The sequence below is a fragment of the Leptolyngbya sp. CCY15150 genome (assembly GCF_016888135.1).
Classification (GTDB): Bacteria; Cyanobacteriota; Cyanobacteriia; order RECH01; family RECH01; genus RECH01.
The window spans coordinates 116,480-139,288 of sequence record NZ_JACSWB010000164.1 but is presented as its reverse complement, the minus strand read 5'-3'; the positions used below and the strand labels follow the sequence as shown (position 1 = coordinate 139,288).

At 54.9% G+C, this 22,809-nt stretch carries 17 protein-coding genes; 10 read left to right on the top strand and 7 right to left on the bottom strand.

The features are described 5' to 3' along the window. The first annotated feature begins 7 nt into the window (after positions 1–7). Together JUJ53_RS09580 and JUJ53_RS09575 are read left to right on the top strand one after the other, a co-directional pair. Entirely contained in the window at positions 8–3,010 is a 3,003-nt protein-coding gene (locus JUJ53_RS09580; protein ID WP_204151771.1) for an ATP-binding protein, read from the top strand. Continuing rightward, complete coding sequence (locus JUJ53_RS09575; protein WP_204151770.1) at positions 2,997–4,388, top strand: diguanylate cyclase; 1,392 nt, start codon at positions 2,997–2,999, stop codon at positions 4,386–4,388. Before JUJ53_RS09580 ends, JUJ53_RS09575 begins: the two co-directional genes overlap by 14 nt. On the opposite strand, the gene JUJ53_RS09570 is transcribed toward JUJ53_RS09575, so the two are convergent. Beyond that, positions 4,377–6,191, bottom strand: coding sequence for an ABC transporter ATP-binding protein (locus JUJ53_RS09570; RefSeq protein WP_204151769.1), 1,815 nt, complete (start codon positions 6,189–6,191; stop codon positions 4,377–4,379). The two genes, JUJ53_RS09575 and JUJ53_RS09570, sit on opposite strands and share 12 nt — an antisense overlap. A gap of 254 nt (positions 6,192–6,445) precedes the next feature. Then, the gene (locus tag JUJ53_RS09565) at positions 6,446–7,882 is read right to left on the bottom strand and encodes an FAD-binding domain-containing protein (RefSeq protein ID WP_204151768.1); all 1,437 of its coding nucleotides are present in this window, start codon (positions 7,880–7,882) and stop codon (positions 6,446–6,448) included. A gap of 152 nt (positions 7,883–8,034) precedes the next feature. Between JUJ53_RS09565 and JUJ53_RS09560 the strand changes: the two genes are divergently transcribed. Together JUJ53_RS09560 and JUJ53_RS09555 are read left to right on the top strand one after the other, a co-directional pair. Continuing rightward, on the top strand, positions 8,035–8,976 hold the full coding sequence (locus JUJ53_RS09560) for a threonine/serine dehydratase (RefSeq protein WP_204151767.1): 942 nt from the start codon (positions 8,035–8,037) through the stop codon (positions 8,974–8,976). 117 nt (positions 8,977–9,093) lie between these two features. Continuing rightward, positions 9,094–9,606 (top strand): RNA methyltransferase, encoded by a 513-nt coding sequence (locus JUJ53_RS09555; RefSeq protein ID WP_204151766.1) that lies wholly within the window; start codon positions 9,094–9,096, stop codon positions 9,604–9,606. On the opposite strand, the gene carA is transcribed toward JUJ53_RS09555, so the two are convergent. Then, a complete protein-coding gene (carA, locus tag JUJ53_RS09550) occupies positions 9,603–10,757 on the bottom strand; it encodes a glutamine-hydrolyzing carbamoyl-phosphate synthase small subunit (protein ID WP_204151765.1) in 1,155 nt (384 codons plus the stop codon). The two genes, JUJ53_RS09555 and carA, sit on opposite strands and share 4 nt — an antisense overlap. A gap of 143 nt (positions 10,758–10,900) precedes the next feature. On the opposite strand from carA, the gene JUJ53_RS09545 reads away from it, so the two are divergent. After that, on the top strand, positions 10,901–11,827 hold the full coding sequence (locus tag JUJ53_RS09545; protein WP_204151764.1) for a retropepsin-like aspartic protease: 927 nt from the start codon (positions 10,901–10,903) through the stop codon (positions 11,825–11,827). A 169-nt stretch (positions 11,828–11,996) separates the two neighbouring features. Here JUJ53_RS09545 and JUJ53_RS09540 read toward each other — a convergent pair whose 3' ends face one another. Beyond that, on the bottom strand, positions 11,997–12,539 hold the full coding sequence (locus JUJ53_RS09540; RefSeq protein ID WP_204151763.1) for a gamma carbonic anhydrase family protein: 543 nt from the start codon (positions 12,537–12,539) through the stop codon (positions 11,997–11,999). Positions 12,540–12,845: 306 nt separating this feature from the next. On the opposite strand from JUJ53_RS09540, the gene JUJ53_RS09535 reads away from it, so the two are divergent. After that, positions 12,846–13,355 (top strand): TIGR02652 family protein, encoded by a 510-nt coding sequence (locus JUJ53_RS09535; protein WP_204151801.1) that lies wholly within the window; start codon positions 12,846–12,848, stop codon positions 13,353–13,355. 105 nt (positions 13,356–13,460) lie between these two features. After that, positions 13,461–15,527, top strand: coding sequence for a thioredoxin domain-containing protein (locus tag JUJ53_RS09530; protein ID WP_204151762.1), 2,067 nt, complete (start codon positions 13,461–13,463; stop codon positions 15,525–15,527). Between the two features lie 63 nt (positions 15,528–15,590). On the opposite strand, the gene cobD is transcribed toward JUJ53_RS09530, so the two are convergent. Together cobD and JUJ53_RS09520 are read right to left on the bottom strand one after the other, a co-directional pair. Beyond that, the gene (gene cobD, locus JUJ53_RS09525) at positions 15,591–16,709 is read right to left on the bottom strand and encodes a threonine-phosphate decarboxylase CobD (RefSeq protein WP_204151761.1); all 1,119 of its coding nucleotides are present in this window, start codon (positions 16,707–16,709) and stop codon (positions 15,591–15,593) included. 59 nt (positions 16,710–16,768) lie between these two features. Next, positions 16,769–17,512: a DUF554 domain-containing protein gene (locus JUJ53_RS09520; protein ID WP_204151760.1), complete on the bottom strand. Its 744-nt coding sequence runs from the start codon at positions 17,510–17,512 to the stop codon at positions 16,769–16,771. A 262-nt stretch (positions 17,513–17,774) separates the two neighbouring features. Here JUJ53_RS09520 and JUJ53_RS09515 point away from each other — a divergent pair, with 262 nt between their 5' ends. Both JUJ53_RS09515 and puuE read left to right on the top strand, forming a co-directional pair. Beyond that, entirely contained in the window at positions 17,775–18,311 is a 537-nt protein-coding gene (locus tag JUJ53_RS09515; RefSeq protein WP_239124919.1) for a hypothetical protein, read from the top strand. Between the two features lie 157 nt (positions 18,312–18,468). Further along, complete coding sequence (gene puuE, locus JUJ53_RS09510) at positions 18,469–19,377, top strand: allantoinase PuuE (protein ID WP_204151759.1); 909 nt, start codon at positions 18,469–18,471, stop codon at positions 19,375–19,377. Between the two features lie 88 nt (positions 19,378–19,465). Here puuE and clpB read toward each other — a convergent pair whose 3' ends face one another. Continuing rightward, the gene (gene clpB, locus JUJ53_RS09505) at positions 19,466–22,093 is read right to left on the bottom strand and encodes an ATP-dependent chaperone ClpB (RefSeq protein WP_204151758.1); all 2,628 of its coding nucleotides are present in this window, start codon (positions 22,091–22,093) and stop codon (positions 19,466–19,468) included. A gap of 264 nt (positions 22,094–22,357) precedes the next feature. On the opposite strand from clpB, the gene JUJ53_RS09500 reads away from it, so the two are divergent. After that, complete coding sequence (locus tag JUJ53_RS09500) at positions 22,358–22,747, top strand: VOC family protein (RefSeq protein ID WP_204151757.1); 390 nt, start codon at positions 22,358–22,360, stop codon at positions 22,745–22,747. The last annotated feature ends 62 nt before the right edge of the window (positions 22,748–22,809 follow it).

Sequence of the window (22,809 nt, the reverse complement as noted above, 5' to 3'; positions counted from 1 at the left end):
AAGCCCCATGGGTAGCCACCCTCGCCGGTTTAAGGTACGTCTGTATGTGGCACTAGTGTTGCCGTTTATGCTGCAGGTCGTTGGAACGGTGGGGGTGGTGGGCTATTTATCGTTCCGCAATAGCCAATCTGCCGTCTATAACCTAGCTACTCAGTTGATGAGTGAGCTTACCTTGCGTATTCGCCAAGAAACGCAGCTCTATGTAGAGATGCCGTTTTTAATCAACAGCGTGAATGCGATCGCTCTCCTGCAGGAAGACATCCAGGTTGCAGATGTGCAAGGAGAGTATCTGCTCTGGCAGCAGTTCCAGGCTTTTCCCACCACCAACCTCGTCTACTGTGCCACAGAAGATGGAGCCTTCATGGGCGTGGGCTATTCCAATGAGGATCAGTCCATCCAACTGCAGGTATCTAACGCTAATACAGAATGGCTATTTGATTACTATGAGCTGGATCCCTATGGCAGCCGTGCTCGCTATAAACGACGGGGCGATCGCCCCTACGACCCACGGGTGCGCCCTTGGTACCAGCTTACCCAGCAGCAACGGATGCCAACGTGGAGCGACGTTTATTTAGACTTTGATGCCTTTGTGCCGGTGATTACGGCCAGCACCCCCGTCTATGATCCCAACACGCAACAACTCCTGGGGATCTGTGCGACAGACTTTTTGTTGACCGTTGAGCTCGATACCTTTCTCAATGAGCTACAGGTGGGTCAGTCTGGCGAAACATTTATTATTGAGCATACCGGCAACTTGGTAGCCAGCTCCATTCCCGATGATGACATTCTTATTTTGGATGAAACCAATGCCCCCGAACGCCTCAAAGCCGTCGATGTTAATAATGAACTGATCCGAGCAACATCGCGGGAACTGGTGGATCGCTTTGGTGATTTCCAAACTCTCCAGGCAGGCCAGTCGTTTACCCTAGGGTTAGGCGATCGCGGCCGGCATTTTGTCCGGGTCGAACCCTTTCGCGACGAGCGGGGTCTAGATTGGCTGGTGGTGGTGGTGATTCCTGAGCGAGACTTCATGGATCAAATCTACGCTAGCACTTGGCAGACGGCGGCTTTGAGCCTCGTAGCCCTGACCATCGCCATTACCGTGGGTTTAATCACCAGTCGATATATTGCCCAACCAATTCTGAAGCTGAACCGCGCCTCCAAAGCCATCACCAGTGGAGAGCTTGACCAAACCGTGGAAGTGAGTGGCATTGATGAGCTAGAGCAATTGGGCACGTCTTTTAACCAAATGGCCCAGCGGCTGCAGGAAGCGATCGCCACCCTAGAACAGCGGGTAGCAGAACGCACGGCGGATTTAGAAGACAGTAACCAAAACCTAGAACTCGAAAAAGAACGGGCGGAAAGTGCTAACCGGGCCAAAAGTGCCTTTATTGCCAACATGAGCCATGAGCTGCGATCGCCCCTGAATGCCATCATTGGCTTTTCCCAGTTGATGATGCGGGCCGATGCCATGCCCAAGGCGCAACTAGATAATGCCGGTATTATCTACCGCAGCGGCGACTACTTGCTGACTTTGATTAACAATATTTTAGACCTGTCGAAAATTGAAGCCAATAAGGTCATCCTAACGACCCGAGATGTCGATCTGCATCGTTTGCTGAATGATCTGGAAGATATGCTATTCCTGCGAGCTGAGTATAAGGGGATAAAACTGGTTGTTGACTATCCCGATTCGCTCCCGCGCTATATTCATGGCGATGATGTCAAACTGCAGCAGGTGTTGATCAACCTCCTGAGTAATGCCATTAAGTTCACCAACCAGGGTTCCGTACGCCTGACGGTGACGGTTCAAGATCAATCGGTTCATGAACCAGTTGATAGACCAGTTGATAGACCAGTTGATAGCCCGGTTAATCATCTTGTTGAGGATCAGTCGGGCAACGATCAACCGGTCAAGAAGCAACCCATCAACGAGCAATCGGTTGGGGAGCAATTGGTCAACAATCAATCGGGCAACAATCAATCGGGCAACAATCAATCAGTTGAGGATCAATCAGGCAACGATCAACCGGTCAAGGAGCAACCCATCAACCATCAACCGGTTACTGGCTATACCCTCACCTTTGCGGTAGCCGATACGGGGGTAGGCATTGCCGAAGAGGAGATCCCGACTCTATTCAGCGCCTTTAACCAAACCCAAAGCGGCCGGATGCTGCAGGAGGGCACCGGTCTAGGATTGCACATTAGCCGTAAGTTTGTGCGCTTGATGGGCGGCGATATTCAGGTGGAAAGTCAGCCCAATGTGGGGACAACCGTACGGTTTTCGATCCAGGTGGAACCGGCCCAAACTGCGGTGATTCCCGATGCGGTGCAGCCGTCGCGGGTGATAGGTTTAGTAGAAGGACAACCCACCTATCGCCTATTAGTCGTAGATGACAAGGATGCTAATCGACAACTGTTGATGAAGCTGCTGCTGCCCATTGGCTTTGACGTGCGTGAGGCCAGCAATGGTCAAGAGGCGATCGCTTCCTGGCAAGATTGGCAGCCCCACTTAATCTGGATGGATGTACGAATGCCCGTGATGGATGGCTATGAGGCGACCCGCAGGATCAAAGCCACCCCCCAAGGTGAATCCACGGTGATTATTGCCCTCACGGCTAGTGTGTTAGAAGAAGAACAGGCCGTGATCCTTTCCGCCGGCTGCGATGACTTTCTCCGCAAGCCATTTAAAGAAAGCACGATCTTTGAGGCGATCGCCCACCATCTAGGCGTTCAGTACCGCTATGCTGAAGAGCCGGCTGAACCATCGGGTTCATCATCATTGGATCAAACCTGGAGCGATCGCCTCGCAGAACTGCCTCGGGATTGGTTAGAAACCTTCTATCAAACCGTCTTAGAAGCAGATGTCCATACAGCGATCGCCCTGATTGAGCAACTACCAGCGGAGCAAGACGCGATCGCCCAACCCCTAGCTACGATGGTCAATCAATTTCAGTTTGAAGCCATCCTGTTGTTTTTAGAGTCTCAAATCCAGGATGAACACTCCTAACTATGATCCTAATCAAGGCTCTGTGCTAATCGTGGACGACATTCCCGAGAACCTGCGCCTTTTAACCGACTTACTATCGGAGCGTGGCTATCAGGTACGCAGTGTCTCCACCGGACGGATGGCGCTCAAAACCGCCCAGGCCAAGCCTCCGGACGTCATTCTACTGGATATTCGTATGCCAGATATGGATGGCTATGAGGTGTGTGAAGCCCTGCAGGCCAATGTCCGCACCCAAGATATTCCAATTATTTTCATCAGTGCCTTAGATGAAGTGATTGATAAAGTGCGCGCCTTTGACGTGGGCGGAGTGGACTATATTACCAAGCCTTTTCAGCTCGGTGAAGTCATCGCCCGTTTAGAAAACCAGCTCACCATCCGCCGTCAGCAGCTCCAGCTCCAGCAGGAAATTCGTAAGCGATCGGAGACAGAAGAAATTTTATATCAGTCTCGGGCTCTGCTATCAAGTATCCTCAACAGTTCGCTGGATGGCATTGCCGCCCTGCAGGCCGTGCGGGATCCGGCCACCAGTGTCATCTGCGATTTTCAATGTTTGACCCTGAATCCTGTCCTCAGCCAGATTCTCAACCGCCGCCAAGACGATTTGATCGGCAAGTCGTGCATCCGGCAGTTTCTCCAGAAGGTTAGCGATACCCTATTTGACGACTTTGTGCAGGTGGTGGAAACAGGAACACCCCTCGAACAGGATTTTTACTACCAGCGGCAGCCGATCGATGCTTGGTATCATTTTGTGGCGGTGAAGCTGGGAGATGGCTTCGCCATCACCGTGCGGGACATCACCACCCGGAAAACCATTGAGCTAGAGCTGGAAGAGGCCAATAAAACCCTAGATGCCCTCGCCTATTTAGATGGCTTGACCCAAGTGGCCAACCGCCGCCGCTTTGATCAACAAATGCAGCATGAATGGCTACGGCTGGCCCGAGAGCAGCAACCGCTGACCTTGATTCTGTTCGATGTTGATTATTTCAAACCCTACAATGACCACTATGGCCATCAGTGCGGGGATGATTGTCTGATTCGCATTGCCCAGGCCGTGCAGACGATTATGAAGCGCCCCGCCGATCTGCTGGCTCGCTACGGTGGAGAAGAGTTTGCCGTCATCTTACCCAATACCGATGTGAGCGGCGGGCAATGGATTGCCAATCAGATCCAGCAGGTGGTGCGATCGCTAGCCATCCCCCACGATCGCTCCCAGGTTAGTACCGTAGTCACCGTCAGTTTGGGGATCGCCTGCGCCATTCCTCATGTAGACGGTGATGCTAGCACATTGCTCAGACAAGCCGATCGCGCCCTGTATCTTGCCAAAAAAGAAGGACGCGATCGCTCTGTGATCAGTTCACCCAACTGCCTAAGCCAGTAATTCCCCAGTTTCCTGTAGCGTATGCAGACGATGGTAGAGACCACCCCGCTGCAGGAGTTCCTCGTGATTGCCCACTTCTACAATCTGCCCTTGGTCGAGCACGACGATTTTGTCGGCTTCCCGCACCGTACTTAAGCGGTGGGCAATGATCAGCGTGGTGCGGGTGCCTAGGATACTGCGCATGGCGAGCTGAATGGAACGCTCCGACTCATAGTCGAGACTGGACGTAGCTTCATCAAACACCAGCACATCCGGATCCATCAGCAACGCCCGCGCAATGCCCAACCGCTGCCGCTGTCCGCCAGAAAGCCGCACACCCCGTTCCCCCACGATGGTGAAATAGCCATCGGGCAATAGATGGATAAATTCATCCACCCGCGCAATGCGACAGGCTTCTTCCACCTGCGGAAAGCTGGCCTTGCCGTTGCCGTAGGTAAGGTTATCCAGCAGGGTACCGTTGAACACATCGACCTCTTGGTGAACAATGGCTAATCGCTTGCGATAGCCCGACACGTCCAACTGGCGAATATCTTGCCCATCCATCAAAATCCGGCCGCTTTGGGGTTCGAAATAGCGGAACAACAGCTTCACCAAGGTAGACTTACCCGATCCCGATCGCCCCACGAGGGCCACCGTTTGGTAGGGTTCAATCAACAGGTTAATGTCATTGAGGACAGGGCGATCGCGCTCATAGCCAAAGGTGACATGGGATAGATCAACCTTACCTGTAAACTGATACTGACGAATGCCAGCCCCATGCTCCAAGCTAGCGGCATCACTGCCACTGGGCAGCTTCATAAACTCATGGAACCGCATCAGCGAGGCATAGCGGCGGGCAAACACCTCCGCCAGCATACTCAAAGGCTCCAGTTCCGCGTAGGCCATACTGGCGACGGTGTAGGTGGTGATGAAATGCCCAATGGACATACGCCCGTTCAGGGTAGCCCAGAGGGTGAGGACGAAGACCGCAAAGGTACTTGCCTGCACCACCAAACGCTGTTGGGTATAGAGCACCACATAGCCCTTGTGAATGCGATGGATCACCACCTTCAACTCACGGTTGAGCCGCTGGGTTTGGCGCTGCAGTTCATCCTGCTCCGTGGCAAAGGCCTTCACCGTTTTGATATTGGTGATGATCTCAGAGGTGCGGCTCTCCGTGCTTTCCATATAGCGATCGAGGGCTTCTTCTCGGCGAATCAACTGCCGCAGTTTTAGGTAGAGATAACTTAACATCCCTACAAAGGATGCCAAGATCAGCAAGGCAATGGGCCAGTTGAGCAGGGCAATGAAGACAATGATCGCCATCACCCGCACCAGCTTGGGAATAAACTGACCCGCCACTTCTGGGTAGCCCCAGGTGTGATTGCTTAATCCCCGCGCCAGGCGACCGGCAATGCGGCCAGGGTTATGTTCGTCATAGAACTCTAGGGGCAGGGTGAGAATTTTTTGAATGGTGCGCTGGGTTTGGTCGCGGCGAGCCCGCAGGGGAATATCCCAGTGAAACCAAAGACCCACCCATGGCTGAATGGGCGATCGCACCACCGTCACCAAAAACACCATGACCAATAAACTACCCAGGGTAAACTCCTGCCCCGGCGTGGTCTGGAGCAGCGTCGCCAGAGCTTGCACCATCCCGTTCAGAATGGCATCAATGGGCTGCCCCGACAGAATGTTAATCACCTGCCCAACGATATAGGGCACTACAAGATCAATAACTTCAAAAAGACTGGTAATCGCAATGCTGTAAATGGCGATCGCTCGATAGTCTTTGAAATAACGTAGGATGTCGCGAAAGTTTGCCATACCCTGTTCTCGGTTTAGCCAACGGTTACGCTGCACCAAGGCAGCATATTACATTTGTAGCATAGTTGTAGCACAAAAGGAGACAACTCGTATGGCAGTGGGATAGATTGAGTTATCCGCATTGGGATCCAGGTCACGACCTGCGTTGTGTGACTCATCGGTGCCCCATAGAGCGATCGCTTTTCCTAGTTTGCCGATTCTTGGGCTAGTCCGATACCCCCGGCCAGGTGAAGTCTTGGGAAGCTGGGGTGACTCTAACCCTTGTCTTTCTGGGCTTTATAGAGTGCTTTGAAGCGATTTTGCTGTACCTTATGATCAACGATGGGGGCAGGATAGCCGCAGCGATCGCGCTCCCAAAAAGGAATATCGCCGGTCACTAGGGGCTGGGTATCTACACTGCGCAACTCCGGCAACCACTGGCGAATGTAGTCCGCCTCAGGATCAAACTTCTTGGCCTGGCTGGCTGGGTTAAAAATCCGCAAGGGTTTCGGATCCATACCGCTGGAAGCGCTCCACTGCCAGCCGCCGTTATTAGACGCCAAATCGCCGTCCACCAAGCGCTGCATAAAGTAGCGTTCGCCCCACTGCCAGTTGATGATCAGATCCTTGGTGAGAAAACTCGCGACAATCATGCGACAGCGGTTATGCATCCAGCCGGTTTCGTTGAGCTGGCGCATGGCGGCATCGACGATGGGATAGCCGGTACGCCCCTCACACCAAGCTTGGAACTGGTCGGGGTGATTATCCCAAGGAAAGTCCTTAAAGGGATCGCGGTAGGGGCCATCCGCCAGTTCAGGGAAGAAATAAAGGGCATGGTGGTAGAATTCTCGCCAGGCAATTTCCTGCTGCCAGGTTTCCACATGGGTGCGAGTTTCGTCACTGCGGCTGCGTTGGTAGGCGGCATCGGCGGCGACCCAGAGGGTGCGGATGCCCAGGGTACCAAATTTCAGCGCTGCACTCAGGCGAGAGGTGCCGGGCAAAAAGGGAATGTTGCGCTGGTCGTTGTAGGTGGCGATCGCTTGCTCGCGGTCACAAAAGTCATAGAGGCGATCGTGGGCAGCCTTTTCACCGGGGGGCAGCAGCAGGTCGGTGTCCCAGGTGAATCCTAACTGGTTGGCTGAGGGTAGGGCGATGGTGTGGTCATGGGCGATCGCCTGTTCTGCATCGGTCAAGCCCGCTAGCTGGTCTGGCGTAGGTGCAGGGGGCAGCTTGGCTTGCGATCGCCAATTGCGCCAAAAGGGCGTGTAGACCGTATAGGGAGTGCCGCTGCCGGTTTTCACAGCTCCCGGCTCATGGAGCAGGTGATCCCAGGTGGTTTGCACCGTGAGACCCGACTCCTGTAGAGCTTCCGTGACCTGGCGATCGCGCTCCTGGGCATAGGGTTCCACATCCAGATTCCACGCCACCTGGGTAGCACCCAACGCTTGGGCCAGACGGGGTAGCATCATCGCCGGTTGCCCCTGGAGGATCAGCAACTGACTGCCCACCTGGGCATAGCGCTGCTGTAGATCTGCCAAACTGCCCAGGAGATAGACCACCCGCGCCGCCGCCACTTCCTGGGGATCGAGCAACGCCGGATCGAGGCAGAACAATCCCACCAAGCGCAGACTACGCTGCGCCAGGGTTGCCAGTCCCAGATTATCGCTGAGACGCAGATCGCGGCGATGCCAAAATAAACCCAACTCTGTCATAATCCTGCCCGTTGTTGAATACCAGTCGCCTACTATTATTACGAAGCTTGGCCAAGGGCGATCGCCTTTGCGGAGAATTGCCCCCTCCTGATCAGATTCCTGGGACAGGAACCACCTAGAATATCTACCATTGTTTTGTTTGAGATGGTCGTATGGTCACCCTGTCCGATTTTCAGTCTGCCCAAGCTCGCATCGCCCCCTATATTCGGCAGACGCCTGTTCTTGAACTCGTAGGATTACAACAGTCGCCCTGTCTGGATGCCCATCTGCTGCTGAAGCTGGAAAACCTACAGGTGACCGGAGCCTTCAAGGCAAGGGGAGCCTTGAATAAGTTACTCAGCCTGGTACCAGACGATCTGGAGCGCGGGGTAATCACGGCTTCGGGGGGGAACCATGGGCTAGCCGTGGCCTATGCAGCCTGGACAGCCCACGTGCCCGCCAAAATCTTTCTGCCCGCCAATGTTCCTGAAAGCAAGGCGATCAAACTTCAGCGCTGGGGTGCTGAGGTCATTCGCCATGGAGAGGTGTGGGACGATGCCAACCATGCTGCCCTAGCCATGGCCGAGCAAACGGGAATGGCCTACATTCATCCCTTTGCCGATCCGATGGTGATTGCTGGTCAGGGTACCTTAGCGTTGGAATTGGCCGTGCAAGCACCCCAGCTTGATAAAATCATCGTGGCGATCGGGGGCGGTGGATTAATCAGCGGTGTAGCAGCAGCGGCTAAGTTAATCAATCCCGCTATTCGCATCATCGGTGTAGAACCGACCGGTGCGCCAACGCTTTACGAAAGTGTGAAGGCCAATCAGGTGATTACCTTACCTAAAATCACAACCACAGCCAACACCCTTGCCCCCTGCCAAAGTACCCGGCTCAATTTATCCTTAGTGCAGCAAAATGTGGAAGAGATTGTCCTAGTCACCGATGAAGAGATGCGCGAGGCGGCCCATTGGCTATGGTTTGAATGTGGCATTGCGGCGGAACTCAGTGGCGCAGCGGCCATGGCAGCGATTTTGCAGCAGAGAGTCCCCATCTCCAAGGGCGATCGCATCTGTGCCTTAGTATGTGGAGCTGGCACCGACGGCATCTATTAACGTTTTCAGGATAACGTTAGTGGGAAAATAGGGTAAACCCCCTGTAGATGGTGGGCAGTGCCCACCCTAGTAAATTGGTGACCGCTATATCCAAAAGAGTGTTGTGCTGCTTGCGTTATGGTCGAGCGTCTCAGTCGTCACACCTATCCCACGGCCCCTCGTCATCCCTTGATGGTGTGTGCTTCGTTGGTGGGCCATCCCGCTAATCTAGGGGCACTGTGCCGCACAGTGGAGGCCTTTCGCCTGCAGTCTCTCGTCGTCAACAATGGCGCGATCGCCCATAACTCAGCGTTTCGGGGTCTGGCTGCCTCAAGCCACCAATGGCAACCCCTGCAGGACTGTCCCGTCGAGCACCTGCCGGATTGGCTACGACACCAGGCTCAGCAAGGCTATACCGCGATCGCCCTCGATCTAGATACCCAGGCACAACCGCTACCCGACTTTAGCTACCCCCAGCGGTCTATTTTGGTGCTGGGGAAAGAGCTGACGGGCATTCCCCAGCATGTGCGCCGCTGCTGTAGCCAAACGGTCACCATTCCCCAATTTGGTTTGGTGGAATCGCTGAATGTACAAACAGCAGCAGCGATCGCCATCTATGAATATGTGCGGCAGTGGGGTGCGCCGGGTTAGCTAGCCAGCGATCGCTGTTGGCGCATGGTGGTCACAAACTGTTCAAACAGATAGTCGGCATCGTGGGGGCCGGGGCTAGCTTCCGGGTGATACTGCACGGAGAACAGGGGCAGGGTTTTATGGCGAATGCCGGCCACGGTTTGATCGTTGAGGTTGAGATGGGTGATGTCCACTTGGGCATCATCTAAGGACTCGGCGGTGATGGCGAAACCGTGGTTCTGGCTGGTAATCTCTACCTGCTGGGATAGACCTGCGGGCTGGTTCAAGCCTCGGTGGCCAAACTTGAGCTTAAACGTTTCCGCCCCCAGGGATAGACCGAGGATTTGGTGCCCCATGCAAATGCCAAACACCGGCTTTTGGGCCGAGAGCAGCGTCTTCATGGTCTCGATGCCATCGGTGACCGCCGACGGATCGCCAGGGCCATTGGACAGGAAAATACCGTCGGGGTTATGGGCCAAAATCTCGGCGGCGGGGGTATGGGCAGGCACCACAATCACCCGACAGCCGTAGCGGGTCAGGCGGCGCAGAATATTGCGTTTGATGCCAAAGTCTATGGCGACGACGGTGAATTCGGGCTGGCTGGCCGGTGCGGTATCGAGGTTAAATTCCCAGTTGGTATCCGTAGGTTCCGACCATTCATAGGTGTCTGGAGTAGTGACCTGTTTCACAAGGTTCAACCCGGCCATGCTGGGAGCTGCCTGCACCTTGAGCAACAGTTCACCCGGATCCAAAATTTCAGTGGAGATCGCCCCGTTCATGGAGCCAGAGGAACGAATTTTGCGGGTGAGCGCCCGAGTATCAATGCCAAAAATGCCGGGAATGTGGTGCTGATCAAGGTAGGCTGGAAGAGACTGGGTGGATCGCCAGTTGCTGGGACGGTGGCAAATATTGCGAGCGATCGCCCCTGCCACTTGGGGATGGCTAGATTCATCATCCTCGGGATTGACCCCCGTATTGCCCAGTTCTGGGTAGGTGAATGTAACGATCTGTCCACAGTAGCTGGGATCGGTCAACACCTCTTGGTAGCCAGTCATACCGGTGTTAAACACCACCTCGCCGATGGTGGTGCCTGTCGCGCCAAACGACCAACCATGGTAAACCGTTCCATCGGATAGCACTAGTAGTGCAGGTTTAGCTTGGGCAAGCACCATAACGTCCTCTCAGCACATCTTTAAATTTGCCTCATTCATCTTACGCTTGGATTGGGGCATATTAAGTTAAAAGACCCCAAAGAGCTGCCCCGCCCTTCAGCATTCGTTGACAAAGTTTTGCCACCCTCGGTAGGCTATCCAGCTTGCACCCGCCTGATCTCGATCGCGTTAGACCTTCACCGATTGGAGCCTTGCACCTCATGATGCAGCACCTCAAACCCGGACTTCCTCTCTTGCTAGGAGGATTACTGATTGGGAGTTTATCCTGTCGGCCTGCGTCCACCGAAACCGCCCCAGTGCCACCGATGGATGCTGTGGTGGAAACTGAACCGATTGAAGCGGAGCCAGAGCCGGAGCCAGAGCCCGCCGCTACTGACTATTTCCAGGAAGCGATTGAGCGGGCCACAAGTGCCGTCAATATCACCCAGCGGGCCCAGTCCCAAGATGATTGGCGATTGGCAATCAACCGGTGGCAGCAGGCGATCGCCCTCCTGCAAGCCGTGCCCCAATCCAGCGCCAACTATCCCCAGGCCCAGACCAAAATTACCGAGTATCAGCAAAATCTCAGCTATGCCGAGCAGCAGGCTAACCGCCCCGTTGCCGCCAGTTCCGATGGGGTCGTCGTGGTCACGCCCCAAGCTACACCTCCTACAAGTAGCCTAGGAACAGCAACGCAGCCATCACCTGCCCCCGTTAGTTCTAGCGTTTTCCGCACTCCCATTGTCAGCCGAGCAGGCGGTACGCCGGTGGTGAATGTCACGTTCAACGGTCGGCAGTCTTTTCCGATGATTGTGGATACGGGGGCCAGCGGCACGGTGATTACGCCAGCCATGGCCAATGCTCTCGGCGTGGTGCGAGTGGGCGAAACCACTGTCTCAACTGCCAGCGCCCGCAATGTGTCCTTTGGGCTGGGCTATGTGAACTCCATGGAAGCCGGGGGGGCGATCGCCAACAATGTCTTGGTGGCCGTCTCAACGCCAGAACTCGATCTAGGTCTGCTAGGACATGACTTTTTTGGCGACTATGACGTTGTGCTTGGGCAAGATTACGTGGAATTTCGCGAACGCTAATCCCCCAGTGATTTGAAAAGCCCCATGATCACAGGATGCGTGGGCGACAGTATAACGCGTTACGGCTGAGGGTTGGCGGTGCGTTGCGCTTCGCGAACCCTACATCCAAGAGTCCGATAGGGTTGTTCGCAGCTTATCCTGTTATGCCCGTGGGCTCTCGCTGAGCTGACTAGCAAAATCCTAAATCACTGCCCCGACCGGCATGGGCCAGCGCCAGGGTGTAATAGCGCTTGGCATGGTCGATCAGATCTTTGGCCTCATCCTCCGACACCTGCCGCAGTTGCTTGGCAGGAACGCCCACCATTAGCGATCGCGGCGGTACATCTTTGGTGACCACACAGCCCGCACCGATGATGCTGCCTGCCCCCACCCGCACGCCGTCCAGGACAATCGCCCCAATACCAATCAGACAGCCGGTTTCAATATAGGCGCTATGCACCACCGCCCGGTGGCCGATGGTGACGTAATCCTCCAGCACCGTCGGCTGGCCCGGATCGCCATGCAGCACCGCACCATCCTGCACATTGCTGTAGCTGCCGAGGCGAATGTCTTCCACGTCCCCCCGCACCACAGCGCCATACCAAATACTCACCCCGGTGGCGATCGCTACCCGACCGATGACCGTGGCATTACCAGCCACAAAGGCCGCAGCAGACATATCAGGCGATCGTCCGAAGGGGAATGGGGAAGATAGGGAAAACTCACTGCTCATAGACGATGATTTCTGCTAAGGTTATCAACAAATACCCATGACGTAGGCTGGTTCATTCGGTCTGCTGAGGGCATGAACCCATAGTTAAGGGATTCATCCATGCCGATGGCGATCGCACTGATAGCGATCGCAGTCCTCGTCTAAAGTAGATCATCCGGGTCAATCTCAGTAGATCCCAACGCCCATCCCTCAGCCCTCTGTGCGTCATTCAATCCCGCTGCTTGTAAACGGCATTCTGTTGTAGCTCTGCCCTCAACACGTCTAAGGATAGCCTTGGTGAATGGAGACTATGCTGGCAACGACTTCATGATGAACCCAGCTTTACAATATCCAATTTTTGGCCCGGAAATCCAATGCCCCCACTGTCGGCAAACGATTCCCGCCCTCACCTTGACAGACACCTATCTCTGTCCGCGTCATGGAGCCTTTGAGGCGGATCCCAAAACAGAGGAATTGGTGCATCTGCAATCAGGACGGCATTGGCGACGCTGGGATGACGACTGGTATCGGCAGCATACCCATCCCGACGGCATTCGCTTTGAAATTCATGAAGCCCTCGATCGCCTCTATACCCAAGGCTATCGCGCCACCCGCGTGATCATTGCCAAGCGCTATCAGGACTTGGTGAGTAGCTACCTAGAGCGCAATGCTCCATGGCGAGGTCAGGGGGAGTCTACAGCGCCGCGTCTCTATGGGCTACCGGTGGAATTTAGCCCCGACCCCCAGGAGGATCCCTGCTGGGATGTGATCAATTTTTCCCTAGAGAAAGAGCCCGGCGCGCCGGTACTCTATCCCTATTTTCGCTTGTTTGAATAGGTCAAGACTCTTGGCTACGGGTCATTACGGTGGTCTGTGGGGCTAGCCGTGATCATAGACATGCTGTAGTTGTCAGGAGTTGTCAGGATAGTTGTCAGGATAGTTATGACGAATCGACTTGCCCAGTCCCAAAGCCTCTATCTGCGGAAACACGCAGAGAATCCCATCGATTGGTGGCCTTGGTGTGATGAGGCGATCGCCACCGCCCGCGCCACCCATCGCCCCATTTTTCTATCCATTGGCTATTCAAGCTGCCACTGGTGTACGGTCATGGAGGGGGAAGCCTTCTCCGATGGGGCGATCGCTGATTATATGAACGAGCACTTCCTGCCGATTAAGGTTGATCGGGAAGAGCGCCCAGATATTGACAGCATTTATATGCAAACCCTGCAAATGATGACCGGGCAGGGAGGCTGGCCGCTGAATGTATTTCTCTCCCCCGACGATCTGCTGCCCTTCTATGGCGGCACCTATTTTCCCCTAGAGCCGCGCTACGGCCGGCCGGGTTTCTTTCAGGTGCTGCAGGCGATTCGCAACTTTTTTGATACGGAAACTGAAAAGCTGAGCACGGTGAAGGAAAAGATCCTGGCTCAACTGCAGCAGGTATCTCGTTTGCAGGCTTCCGGCAGTTTAGAAGATAGTCAGCTTCGTCAGGGTCTCGACTACAGTGCGGGCATCCTCAGCAGTCGCGATACGGGGCCCAGCTTTCCCATGATTCCCTACGCCTTAGCGGCACTCCGGGGCGATCGCCTCTCCGGAGATGACACGGAGTATGATGCGCGGGAACTGTGCTATCAGCGGGGTTTGAGCCTGGCCCTGGGCGGCATTTATGACCACGTCGCCGGTGGTTTCCATCGCTACACCGTCGATGCCACCTGGACAGTGCCCCACTTTGAAAAAATGCTCTACGACAATGGGCAGATTGTGGAATATCTGGCCGATCTCTGGGCGGCGGGTTTACAAGAGCCAGCCTTTGAACAGGCGATCGCTGGCACCGTGGACTGGCTGAAACGGGAGATGCTTGCCGAGCCAGGCTTTTTCTATGCGGCTCAGGATGCCGATAGCTTTGTCACCCCGGAGCAAGTTGAGCCGGAGGAAGGGGCTTTTTACGTGTGGAGCTACGAGGAGCTAGCCCAGTTTCTGGCACCCGACGACTTAGACGCCCTCGAATCCCAGCCGTTTACCATTTCTCCACCCGGCAACTTTGAAGGGCAGAATGTTTTGCAGCGCCTCACGCCAGGGGCGCTCTTGCCCGCAGCCAAAACCGCTCTGGGTAAACTGTTCACCGTGCGCTATGGTGCGCCGCCGGAGCAGGTTTCCCGCTTTGCCCCAGCCCGCGATCGCCAAGACGCCACCCAAACGGCTTGGCCCGGACGCATTCCCCCAGTGACCGATACCAAGATGATCGCCGCCTGGAATAGTCTGATGATCTCCGGTCTGGCCCGAGCGGCAGCGGTGTTCCAGCAGCCAGACTACCTCACCCTGGCCAGCCAAACGGCTCAGTTCATCCTGGATCATCAATGGGTGGGCGATCGCTTCCATCGTCTCAACTACGAGGGACAAGCAGCGGTGCTGGCTCAGTCGGAAGACTATGCACTGTTCATTAAAGCGCTGATTGATGTTCACCAAGGGGCGATCGCCCTAGATCCAACAGCGGCACCATCCTGGCTAGAGCGGGCGATCGCTGTGCAGGCAGAATTTGACGAATTTCTGTGGAGCATTGAACTCGGAGGGTACTACAATACCGACGCCCGGAATGACCTCGTGGTGCGAGAACGCAGCTTTGAAGACAATGCTACGCCCTCAGCCAACGGGATTGCGATCGCCAACCTGATGCGCCTGTTCCTGCTAACGGAAAACCTCGATTACCTCGACCGGGCAGAACAGGGACTCACCGCCTTCGCCCCCGCCATGGTGCAGGCTCCGCGCGCTTGCCCCACCCTATTTGCCGCTCTCGACTGGTTCCGCAACCCCACCCTAGTGCGCACCCAGCCAGAGTTAATTCCCGCCCTCGCCGCCGCCTACCATCCCACCACCATCTATCAAGTCGCCCCTCATCTCCCTGAGGGAGCCGTGGGCATGGTCTGCCAAGGTCTGAGCTGCAAAGCCCCAGCCAGCGATGTTCAGATGTTACTCGACCAGCTCCAGCAGATCGAACGGCGATCGCCCTAGCTCTGAGGTAGGTGAACAGAGCCCTTAGGAGACAAGGGTTTCGACATCGCTCAATCCGGTAACCTAGCTGCATTGAATGGAGTCCACCGACGTGCAATCAGCGAGACCCTCCAGCAGACGCTGATTTTCCTCAGGGCGGCGTACGGCAATGCGAAAAAAGCGATCGCCCAGGTCTGGAAAACTGATACAGTCTCGCACCAGAATGCGATGGCGGGTGAGCAACCGCTGTTGCAGAGCCGTGCTGGAGGCTTCGGTTTGAACCAGTAAATAGTTCGCCGCGCCGGGGTAGGGGCGAAGGCCGGGCAAGGCGGCCAGACCTGCCATCAAGGATTGGCGCGCGGGCGGCAGCCATTGCCGGGTTTGCTGCTGAAAGAGGCGATCGCCCACCACGGCCTGTCCAGCCAGATCAGCCAGAGCATTCACCGTCCAAGGATCGCGCCACGACTGCCAGCGCTGAACGCGATCGGGATGGGTGATCGCATAGCCCAGCCGCAGCCCCGGCAAGCTGTAGAACTTGGTGAGCGATCGCAGGATCACCAGGTTAGGATAATCCGCTATCCAGGGCACCAGACTTTGCTGCTCGTCCTCGGGCAAAAAGTCCATGAAGGCTTCGTCAATCACCACCTGCTTGAACGCCTGCAGGTAGGGCAAGAGCGCCTCTGCTGTCCATAGATGCCCGGTGGGATTGTGGGGATTGTTGATCAGCAAACCGCAGTCTTCCGGTGCATAGGGCAAGGTCGATAGATCCACTAAGGATGGCGACTGACCGAGGGCGATCGCCTCTAGATCCAGCGACTGGGGCAAGACCAAAACGCCAAAGGTATGCAGCGATCGCCCATAGTCGCCAAAAGCCGGCGTTGGCAGCACCACAGCTTTGCAGGACGTCAGCTCATAGCCCGCCCAGGTCAACACTTCCGCCGCGCCATTTCCCGGCAGAATCCAGTCCGGGGAAAGCTGGTGGGCTTGTCCCAGAGCGGCGCGAAGCTGGCTGTAGCTAGGGTCGGGGTAGTCCCGCAGGGTGGCCATGCCCGATTGCAGGGCAGCGATCGCCGATGCAGGTGGCCCGAGGGGATTGATGCTAGCGGAAAAGTCGAGGATGTCTTGAGGGTGGCAGAGGGCGATCGCGGCGGCCCAGGCAAGATTGCCGCCGTGGGCAGGGCGCTGCGGTGGAGAGTGAACCATGGTGGATCAACGGTACTGGCTACTGTTTGTACTGTACCAGTGGTCTTGGACTTTGGGAGCTAGGTGAGCCATTGGGCTAGCTCAAAGAGCAGTGGGGCGATGATCAGCGCCGGCAGGAACGAGCCAACCCGGACACGCAGCAACTCAAGTAAGTTAAAGCTGATGCCCATAATCATGAGTCCACCAATGCCGGTCAGCAAAAATATCCGTGGATCGGCTTCAGGATTGGGCAATAAATTAGAAAAAACGGCTGCTAGCAGCGATAAGCTACCTTGGTAGATCAGCAAAGGTAAGGTAGAAAAACCGACACCCAGACCATAGGTGCTAGCAAAGGGAATAGAGGCCAGTCCATCCATCATGGCTTTGATGACTAACAGGGTATTGTCATTCGACAATCCGTTATTGAGACTGCCGATCAGCGCCATGGGGCCAATGCAGAACAGTAAACTGGTGGCGACAAAGCCTTCAGTAAACTTACCTTGTCCTCGCAGGTGTTTCTTGAGCCAATCTCCCAATCCTGCCAGACGATCTTCCAATTGCCACCACTCGCCCAGGAAGCCACCGCCCACCATAGACAACAGTCCCAAAACCGCCCCGTCGATCGCTCCCCCTTGGGCATCGGCTAGGCGACCGGCCATGGAAATACCAATCCACAACGTCATGAGTCCTAGAGCTTGGGTAATGATTTGCTGCATCCGTTTGGGAAGACGACTGCCCAGCAGCAGACCGAGGGCAGTGCCGATGAGAATAGTAAATACATTAATCCAAGTGCCGCTCGTTTTTAGCCAAAAGTCAACTACCATGAATCTTTATCTCAGACAGAGGTGGAGAGGATTGAGTCAAGAACAGCACAAATCGTCGAGAGAGCGATCGCCCTTGAGGGAATTCATGATTGTGCCATAAAGTCTGCGATGGAGTACATGGCTGTTTTGGGAACCAGGACTATCTTGCTGGATAATTAGGGAGCGATCGCCCTCCTGGATATACGTAGCAAAACCGCCCTGCTAAACTATGGCTAAGCCGCCCACCTCTAGACTAGCCCCATCAGCCTTCGACCCAACCACTATGACTCAGCCCTTAAAAATCCCCGATACCGTGAGCTTTGAAGCGGCGATCGCCCTCACCCAAAACCTGATGGCGGCCATGGAAAACCATCAGATCTCCGAGGAGCACATTCAAGAGGCGATCGCTCAGTTGGTGGCGACCCAAAACGGTGCCCGAGGCTTTTTCGTCACCTATCTCACGGATGATCGTCCCCTGGCCGACCAGGCTTCCCAGAGCGTCATCCAAGCCCTCCAGACTTCCCCAGATATCGTGGCAGAACTGTTGGTGAAAAATCTAGCCATGTCGTCCGCCATGGCGGTGGCCCACCGTCGCAACCATCATGATGACTTAGCCCAAGGATCGGATCGCGTGCGATCGCGTACCCATCATCTGATCCAGCAGCTCGATCTGCCGTTAATTACCGAAAAAGCCCAGCAGCTTCAGGACAGCATCAACGGCGACGGTGTGTATAGCAATTTCCTCGATCGCTGGGGCTATGATGACGAACAGCGCCAAGTGATTGATCAGGCTATCACGGAGGCGATCGCTCCAGAATGAGACTTTGGGGCGGAGATATAGTTATCTGTTGACATCTGTCTGTTGATATCTGTTCGTACTGTTCAATCACCCACGCTTGAGGGCATACGATTCCGGTATGATGGGGCAAACCTAGGGGCGATCGCCTCTGGTTTAGACCTGTTGTGTGAGAACAAGTATGTCTACTCCGCGTGATTTCATTGGCTATGGTCGCCATACCCCTGATCCTCAATGGCCCAACGGTGCAAGACTTGCCGTACAGTTTGTGATCAACTATGAAGAGGGTGGCGAGAACTGCATTTTGAATGGCGATGTTGCTTCAGAAGCATTCTTATCTGAAATCGTCGGCGCAGCACCGCTCACCGGTGTACGCCACATGAATATGGAATCCATCTATGAATACGGCAGTCGGGCTGGTTTTTGGCGACTGCATCGGTTGTTTACCTCTCGAAACCTACCGGTTACTGTCTACGCCGTTGCCCTAGCGCTACACTACAATCCGGATGCAGGGAAAGCCATGGTGGAAGCGGGTTGGGAAGTGGCCAGCCACGGCTATCGCTGGATTGACTATCAGTATATGGGCGAAGAGGCCGAGCGGGAGCATCTCAGGAAAGCGATCGCGATCCACACGGACGTCATTGGCAGTCGTCCCCTAGGTTGGTATACCGGCCGCACCAGTCCCAACAGTCGCCGCATTGCCGTAGAGGAAGGTGGATTTCTTTACGATTCTGATAGTTATGCCGATGACTTACCCTATTGGGTGATGGACTACGGCAAGCCCCATCTGGTGATTCCCTACACCCTAGATACCAATGACATGCGCTTCGCCACAGCCCAAGGGTTTAACAGCGGCGATCAGTTTTTTACCTATCTCAAAGACGCCTTTGATGTCCTCTATGCGGAGGGCGAAACAGCTCCCAAGATGCTGAATATTGGTCTCCACTGCCGTCTGTCAGGACGTCCAGGACGTACCGCTGCCTTAGCTCGTTTTCTAGACTATATTCAAAGCCGCGATCGCGTCTGGATATGTCGCCGGATAGATATCGCCCGCCACTGGCACGAGTATCATCAGCCGCTAGTGGACTAAGATAGGGTAGCGATCGGCGTTGCTCAACAAATCGTTGATCCCTGGTACAGCAACGCCGCGATCGCCTCACGATAACCTACTTAATCCATCATGTGTTACCCACATTGAGCAAATCGGATGGCAGACGCTTGAAGGCCAGGCGTTCGTTTTCCACATCCACAAAGATGGTGTCGTTTTCGCTGAAATCACCCCGCAGAATGGACTTAGCAATCTGAGTTTCCAGTTCTCGCTGAATGGCCCGCTTCAGAGGTCGTGCTCCATAGACAGGATCGTAACCTACAGCAGCCAGGAAATCGAGAGCCGCTTCAGATAACTTCAGAGCAATCTTGCGATCGCTCAACCGTTGGGCCAAACGCTGCACCTGAATTTTCACAATCTCCCGCAGTTGGTTTTGCTTGAGCGCATGGAAGATAATGATTTCATCAATACGGTTCAGGAATTCAGGGCGGAATTGGCTGCGCATAGCGTCCATCACCCGCGATCGCATCACGTCATACTGTTCGTCATCACCCGACACATCCAGGATGTACTGAGAGCCGATGTTGCTGGTCATGATGATGATGGAATTTTTGAAGTCCACCGTCCGCCCTTGGGAGTCAGTCACTCGTCCATCATCCAGAATTTGCAGGAGAACGTTAAAGGCATCCGGGTGAGCTTTTTCGATCTCGTCAAATAGAATCACTGAGTAAGGACGACGGCGCACGGCTTCGGTCAACTGCCCGCCTTCCTCATAGCCCACATATCCTGGCGGTGCGCCAATCAGCCGCGAAACGGCATGTTTCTCCATATATTCCGACATGTCGATGCGCACCATAGCATCTTCGGTGTCGAATAGGTAAGCAGCGAGGGCTTTGCCCAGCTCTGTTTTACCGACCCCGGTGGGGCCGAGAAAGATAAAGCTGGCTATGGGACGGTTGGGGTCAGAAAGTCCAGCCCGCGATCGCTGAATGGAGTCTGCCACAGCGGTAACCGCTTCTTCTTGCCCAATGACTCGCCGGTGCAGTTCATCGTCGAGGTGAAGCAGCTTTTGCATTTCCGATTCCACCAAGCGACTGATGGGAATGCCCGTCCATTTCGAGATAATTTCCGCAATATCCGATTCAGTTACCTCCTCTCGCAGCAGGGATTTGCCGTCCGTTTGGGTTTCCGCAAGCTGGGTTTCCGCTTCCTGCACCTGACGCTGCAGTTCAATCAATTTGCCATACTTCAGCTCCGCTGCCTTATTCAGGTCATAGTCTCGCTCAGCCTGCTGAATTTCTACGTTGACCCGATCGATTTCTTCCTTAAGCTTTTGAATCGAGTCGATCACACCTTTTTCCGACTGCCACTGAGCATTTAAGCCCCGCTGCTGTTCTTTAAGATCAGCTAGATCTTTCTCCAGTCGCGCTAAGCGTTCTTGCGAGGCAGGATTGCTTTCCTTCTGAAGCGATAAACGCTCCATTTCTGCCTGGATAATTTCCCGATCAACCCGATCCAGTTCCTCAGGCTTGGAGGTGATTTCCATTTTTAGCTTAGCAGCAGCCTCATCGACGAGGTCAATGGCCTTGTCGGGAAGGAAGCGATCGCTGATGTAGCGCGTGGATAAGCTAGCGGCCGCCACCAAGGCGCTGTCAGAAATCTTCACCCCATGGTGGACTTCATAGCGTTCCTTGAGCCCCCGGAGAATGGAGACCGTATCTTCAATAGTGGGCTGATCGACGTAGACCTGCTGGAAGCGACGCTCTAGGGCCGCATCTTTTTCAATGTATTTACGATACTCATCTAGGGTAGTCGCGCCAATACAGCGCAGTTCACCCCGAGCCAGCATCGGCTTGAGTAAGTTACCTGCATCCATGGCTCCTTGGGTGGCTCCAGCCCCCACCACGGTGTGGATCTCGTCGATGAACAGGACAACTTGCCCTTCAGAATCGGTAACTTCCTTCAGCACCGCCTTCAGACGTTCTTCAAATTCCCCGCGATACTTAGCGCCGGCAATCAGTGCCCCCATATCCAACGAAATCAACTGCCGATCTTTGAGGGACTGAGGTACATCACCGCTGACGATACGCTGGGCCAGGCCCTCGGCGATCGCTGTTTTACCCACTCCCGGCTCCCCAATCAGCACCGGATTATTTTTGGTGCGCCGCGACAAAATTTGGATCGTGCGCCGAATTTCGCCATCACGACCAATGACCGGATCCAGCTTGCCGCTGCGGGCAGCTTCCGTCAGATCGCGGCCATATTTTTCCAGGGATTGGTATTTGCCTTCGGGGTTTTGATCCGTCACTTTTTGATTTCCTCGGATTTGATCAATCGTGTCCTTAAGTTTGGCTTCAGTGAGACCAAATTCTTGAAAGAGCGCCTTGCCAAAACGGCCGTCACGGGCGTAGGGCAGCAGCAGATGCTCAGTGGAAATGTAGTCGTCATCATACTGCTTTCGCAACTCATCTGCCCGATCCAGCAGGCTATCCAGCGATCGCCCCACATAAACGGAGCTGTTATCGCCACTCACCTTCGGCTGTCGGTCAATAAACTGCTGGGTATAGTCCCGCAGCCGCTGAGGACTTGCGCCTAGCTTACTAAAAATGCTGGCAACAAGACCTTCATCCTCCAGCAGGGATAAGAACAGGTGTTCTGGCTCCAGTTGCTGATGGCGAGCCTGTTTGACAATGTCAGGGGTGCGGGCGATCGCTGCCCAGGCTTTTTCCGTAAACTGGTTGGGATTATTGGGTTGCATCGTAGACCTCCGTAGCGTCTGCTGTCCTCCTTGGGTTGCATCCGTGCTGAACGACGGCCGATGGCTAACTCACCCAATGAGACATGTACTATGGCAATTGTAGAAAAGCAACGGCGATCGCTAGGATCGGTGTTCACGCCTCTTAGAATAGGTATTGCCGTCCTCAGGTGGCAAAAACGCCAAATTCGTCTGATCAAGGCATCTTGATGTTGAAGATGGCCTAAGATAGCCGACCTGGCACGATTGTAGATTCCCAACGGCGTTATGCTGAACACCCACGGCTTCCATCACATTGCCATCATTTGTTCCGACTACCCAACCTCTAAGCGATTTTACGTTGAGGTGCTGGGCTTTCAGGTGATTCAAGAAACCTACCGAGCGGAGCGAGACTCCTATAAGCTAGACCTACGCGTGGGCGATCGCGATCAGATCGAACTCTTTTCCTTCCCCGATCCACCACCGCGACCTAGCCGTCCGGAAGCCTGTGGACTGCGGCATCTATCCTTTGCTGTGGCGGACTTGGAGGGGGCGATCGCTCACCTCACGGCCCAGGGCATTGCCGTCGAACCCATCCGCCTTGATAGCCTCACCCAGCGACGGTTTACCTTCTTTCAAGACCCCGATGGTCTTCCCTTAGAACTCTATGGGGCATAATCGAAGTTGACCTGCGATCGCAGATCGTTTCCCATTCGCTGGCTCCATCATCACCTGATCTC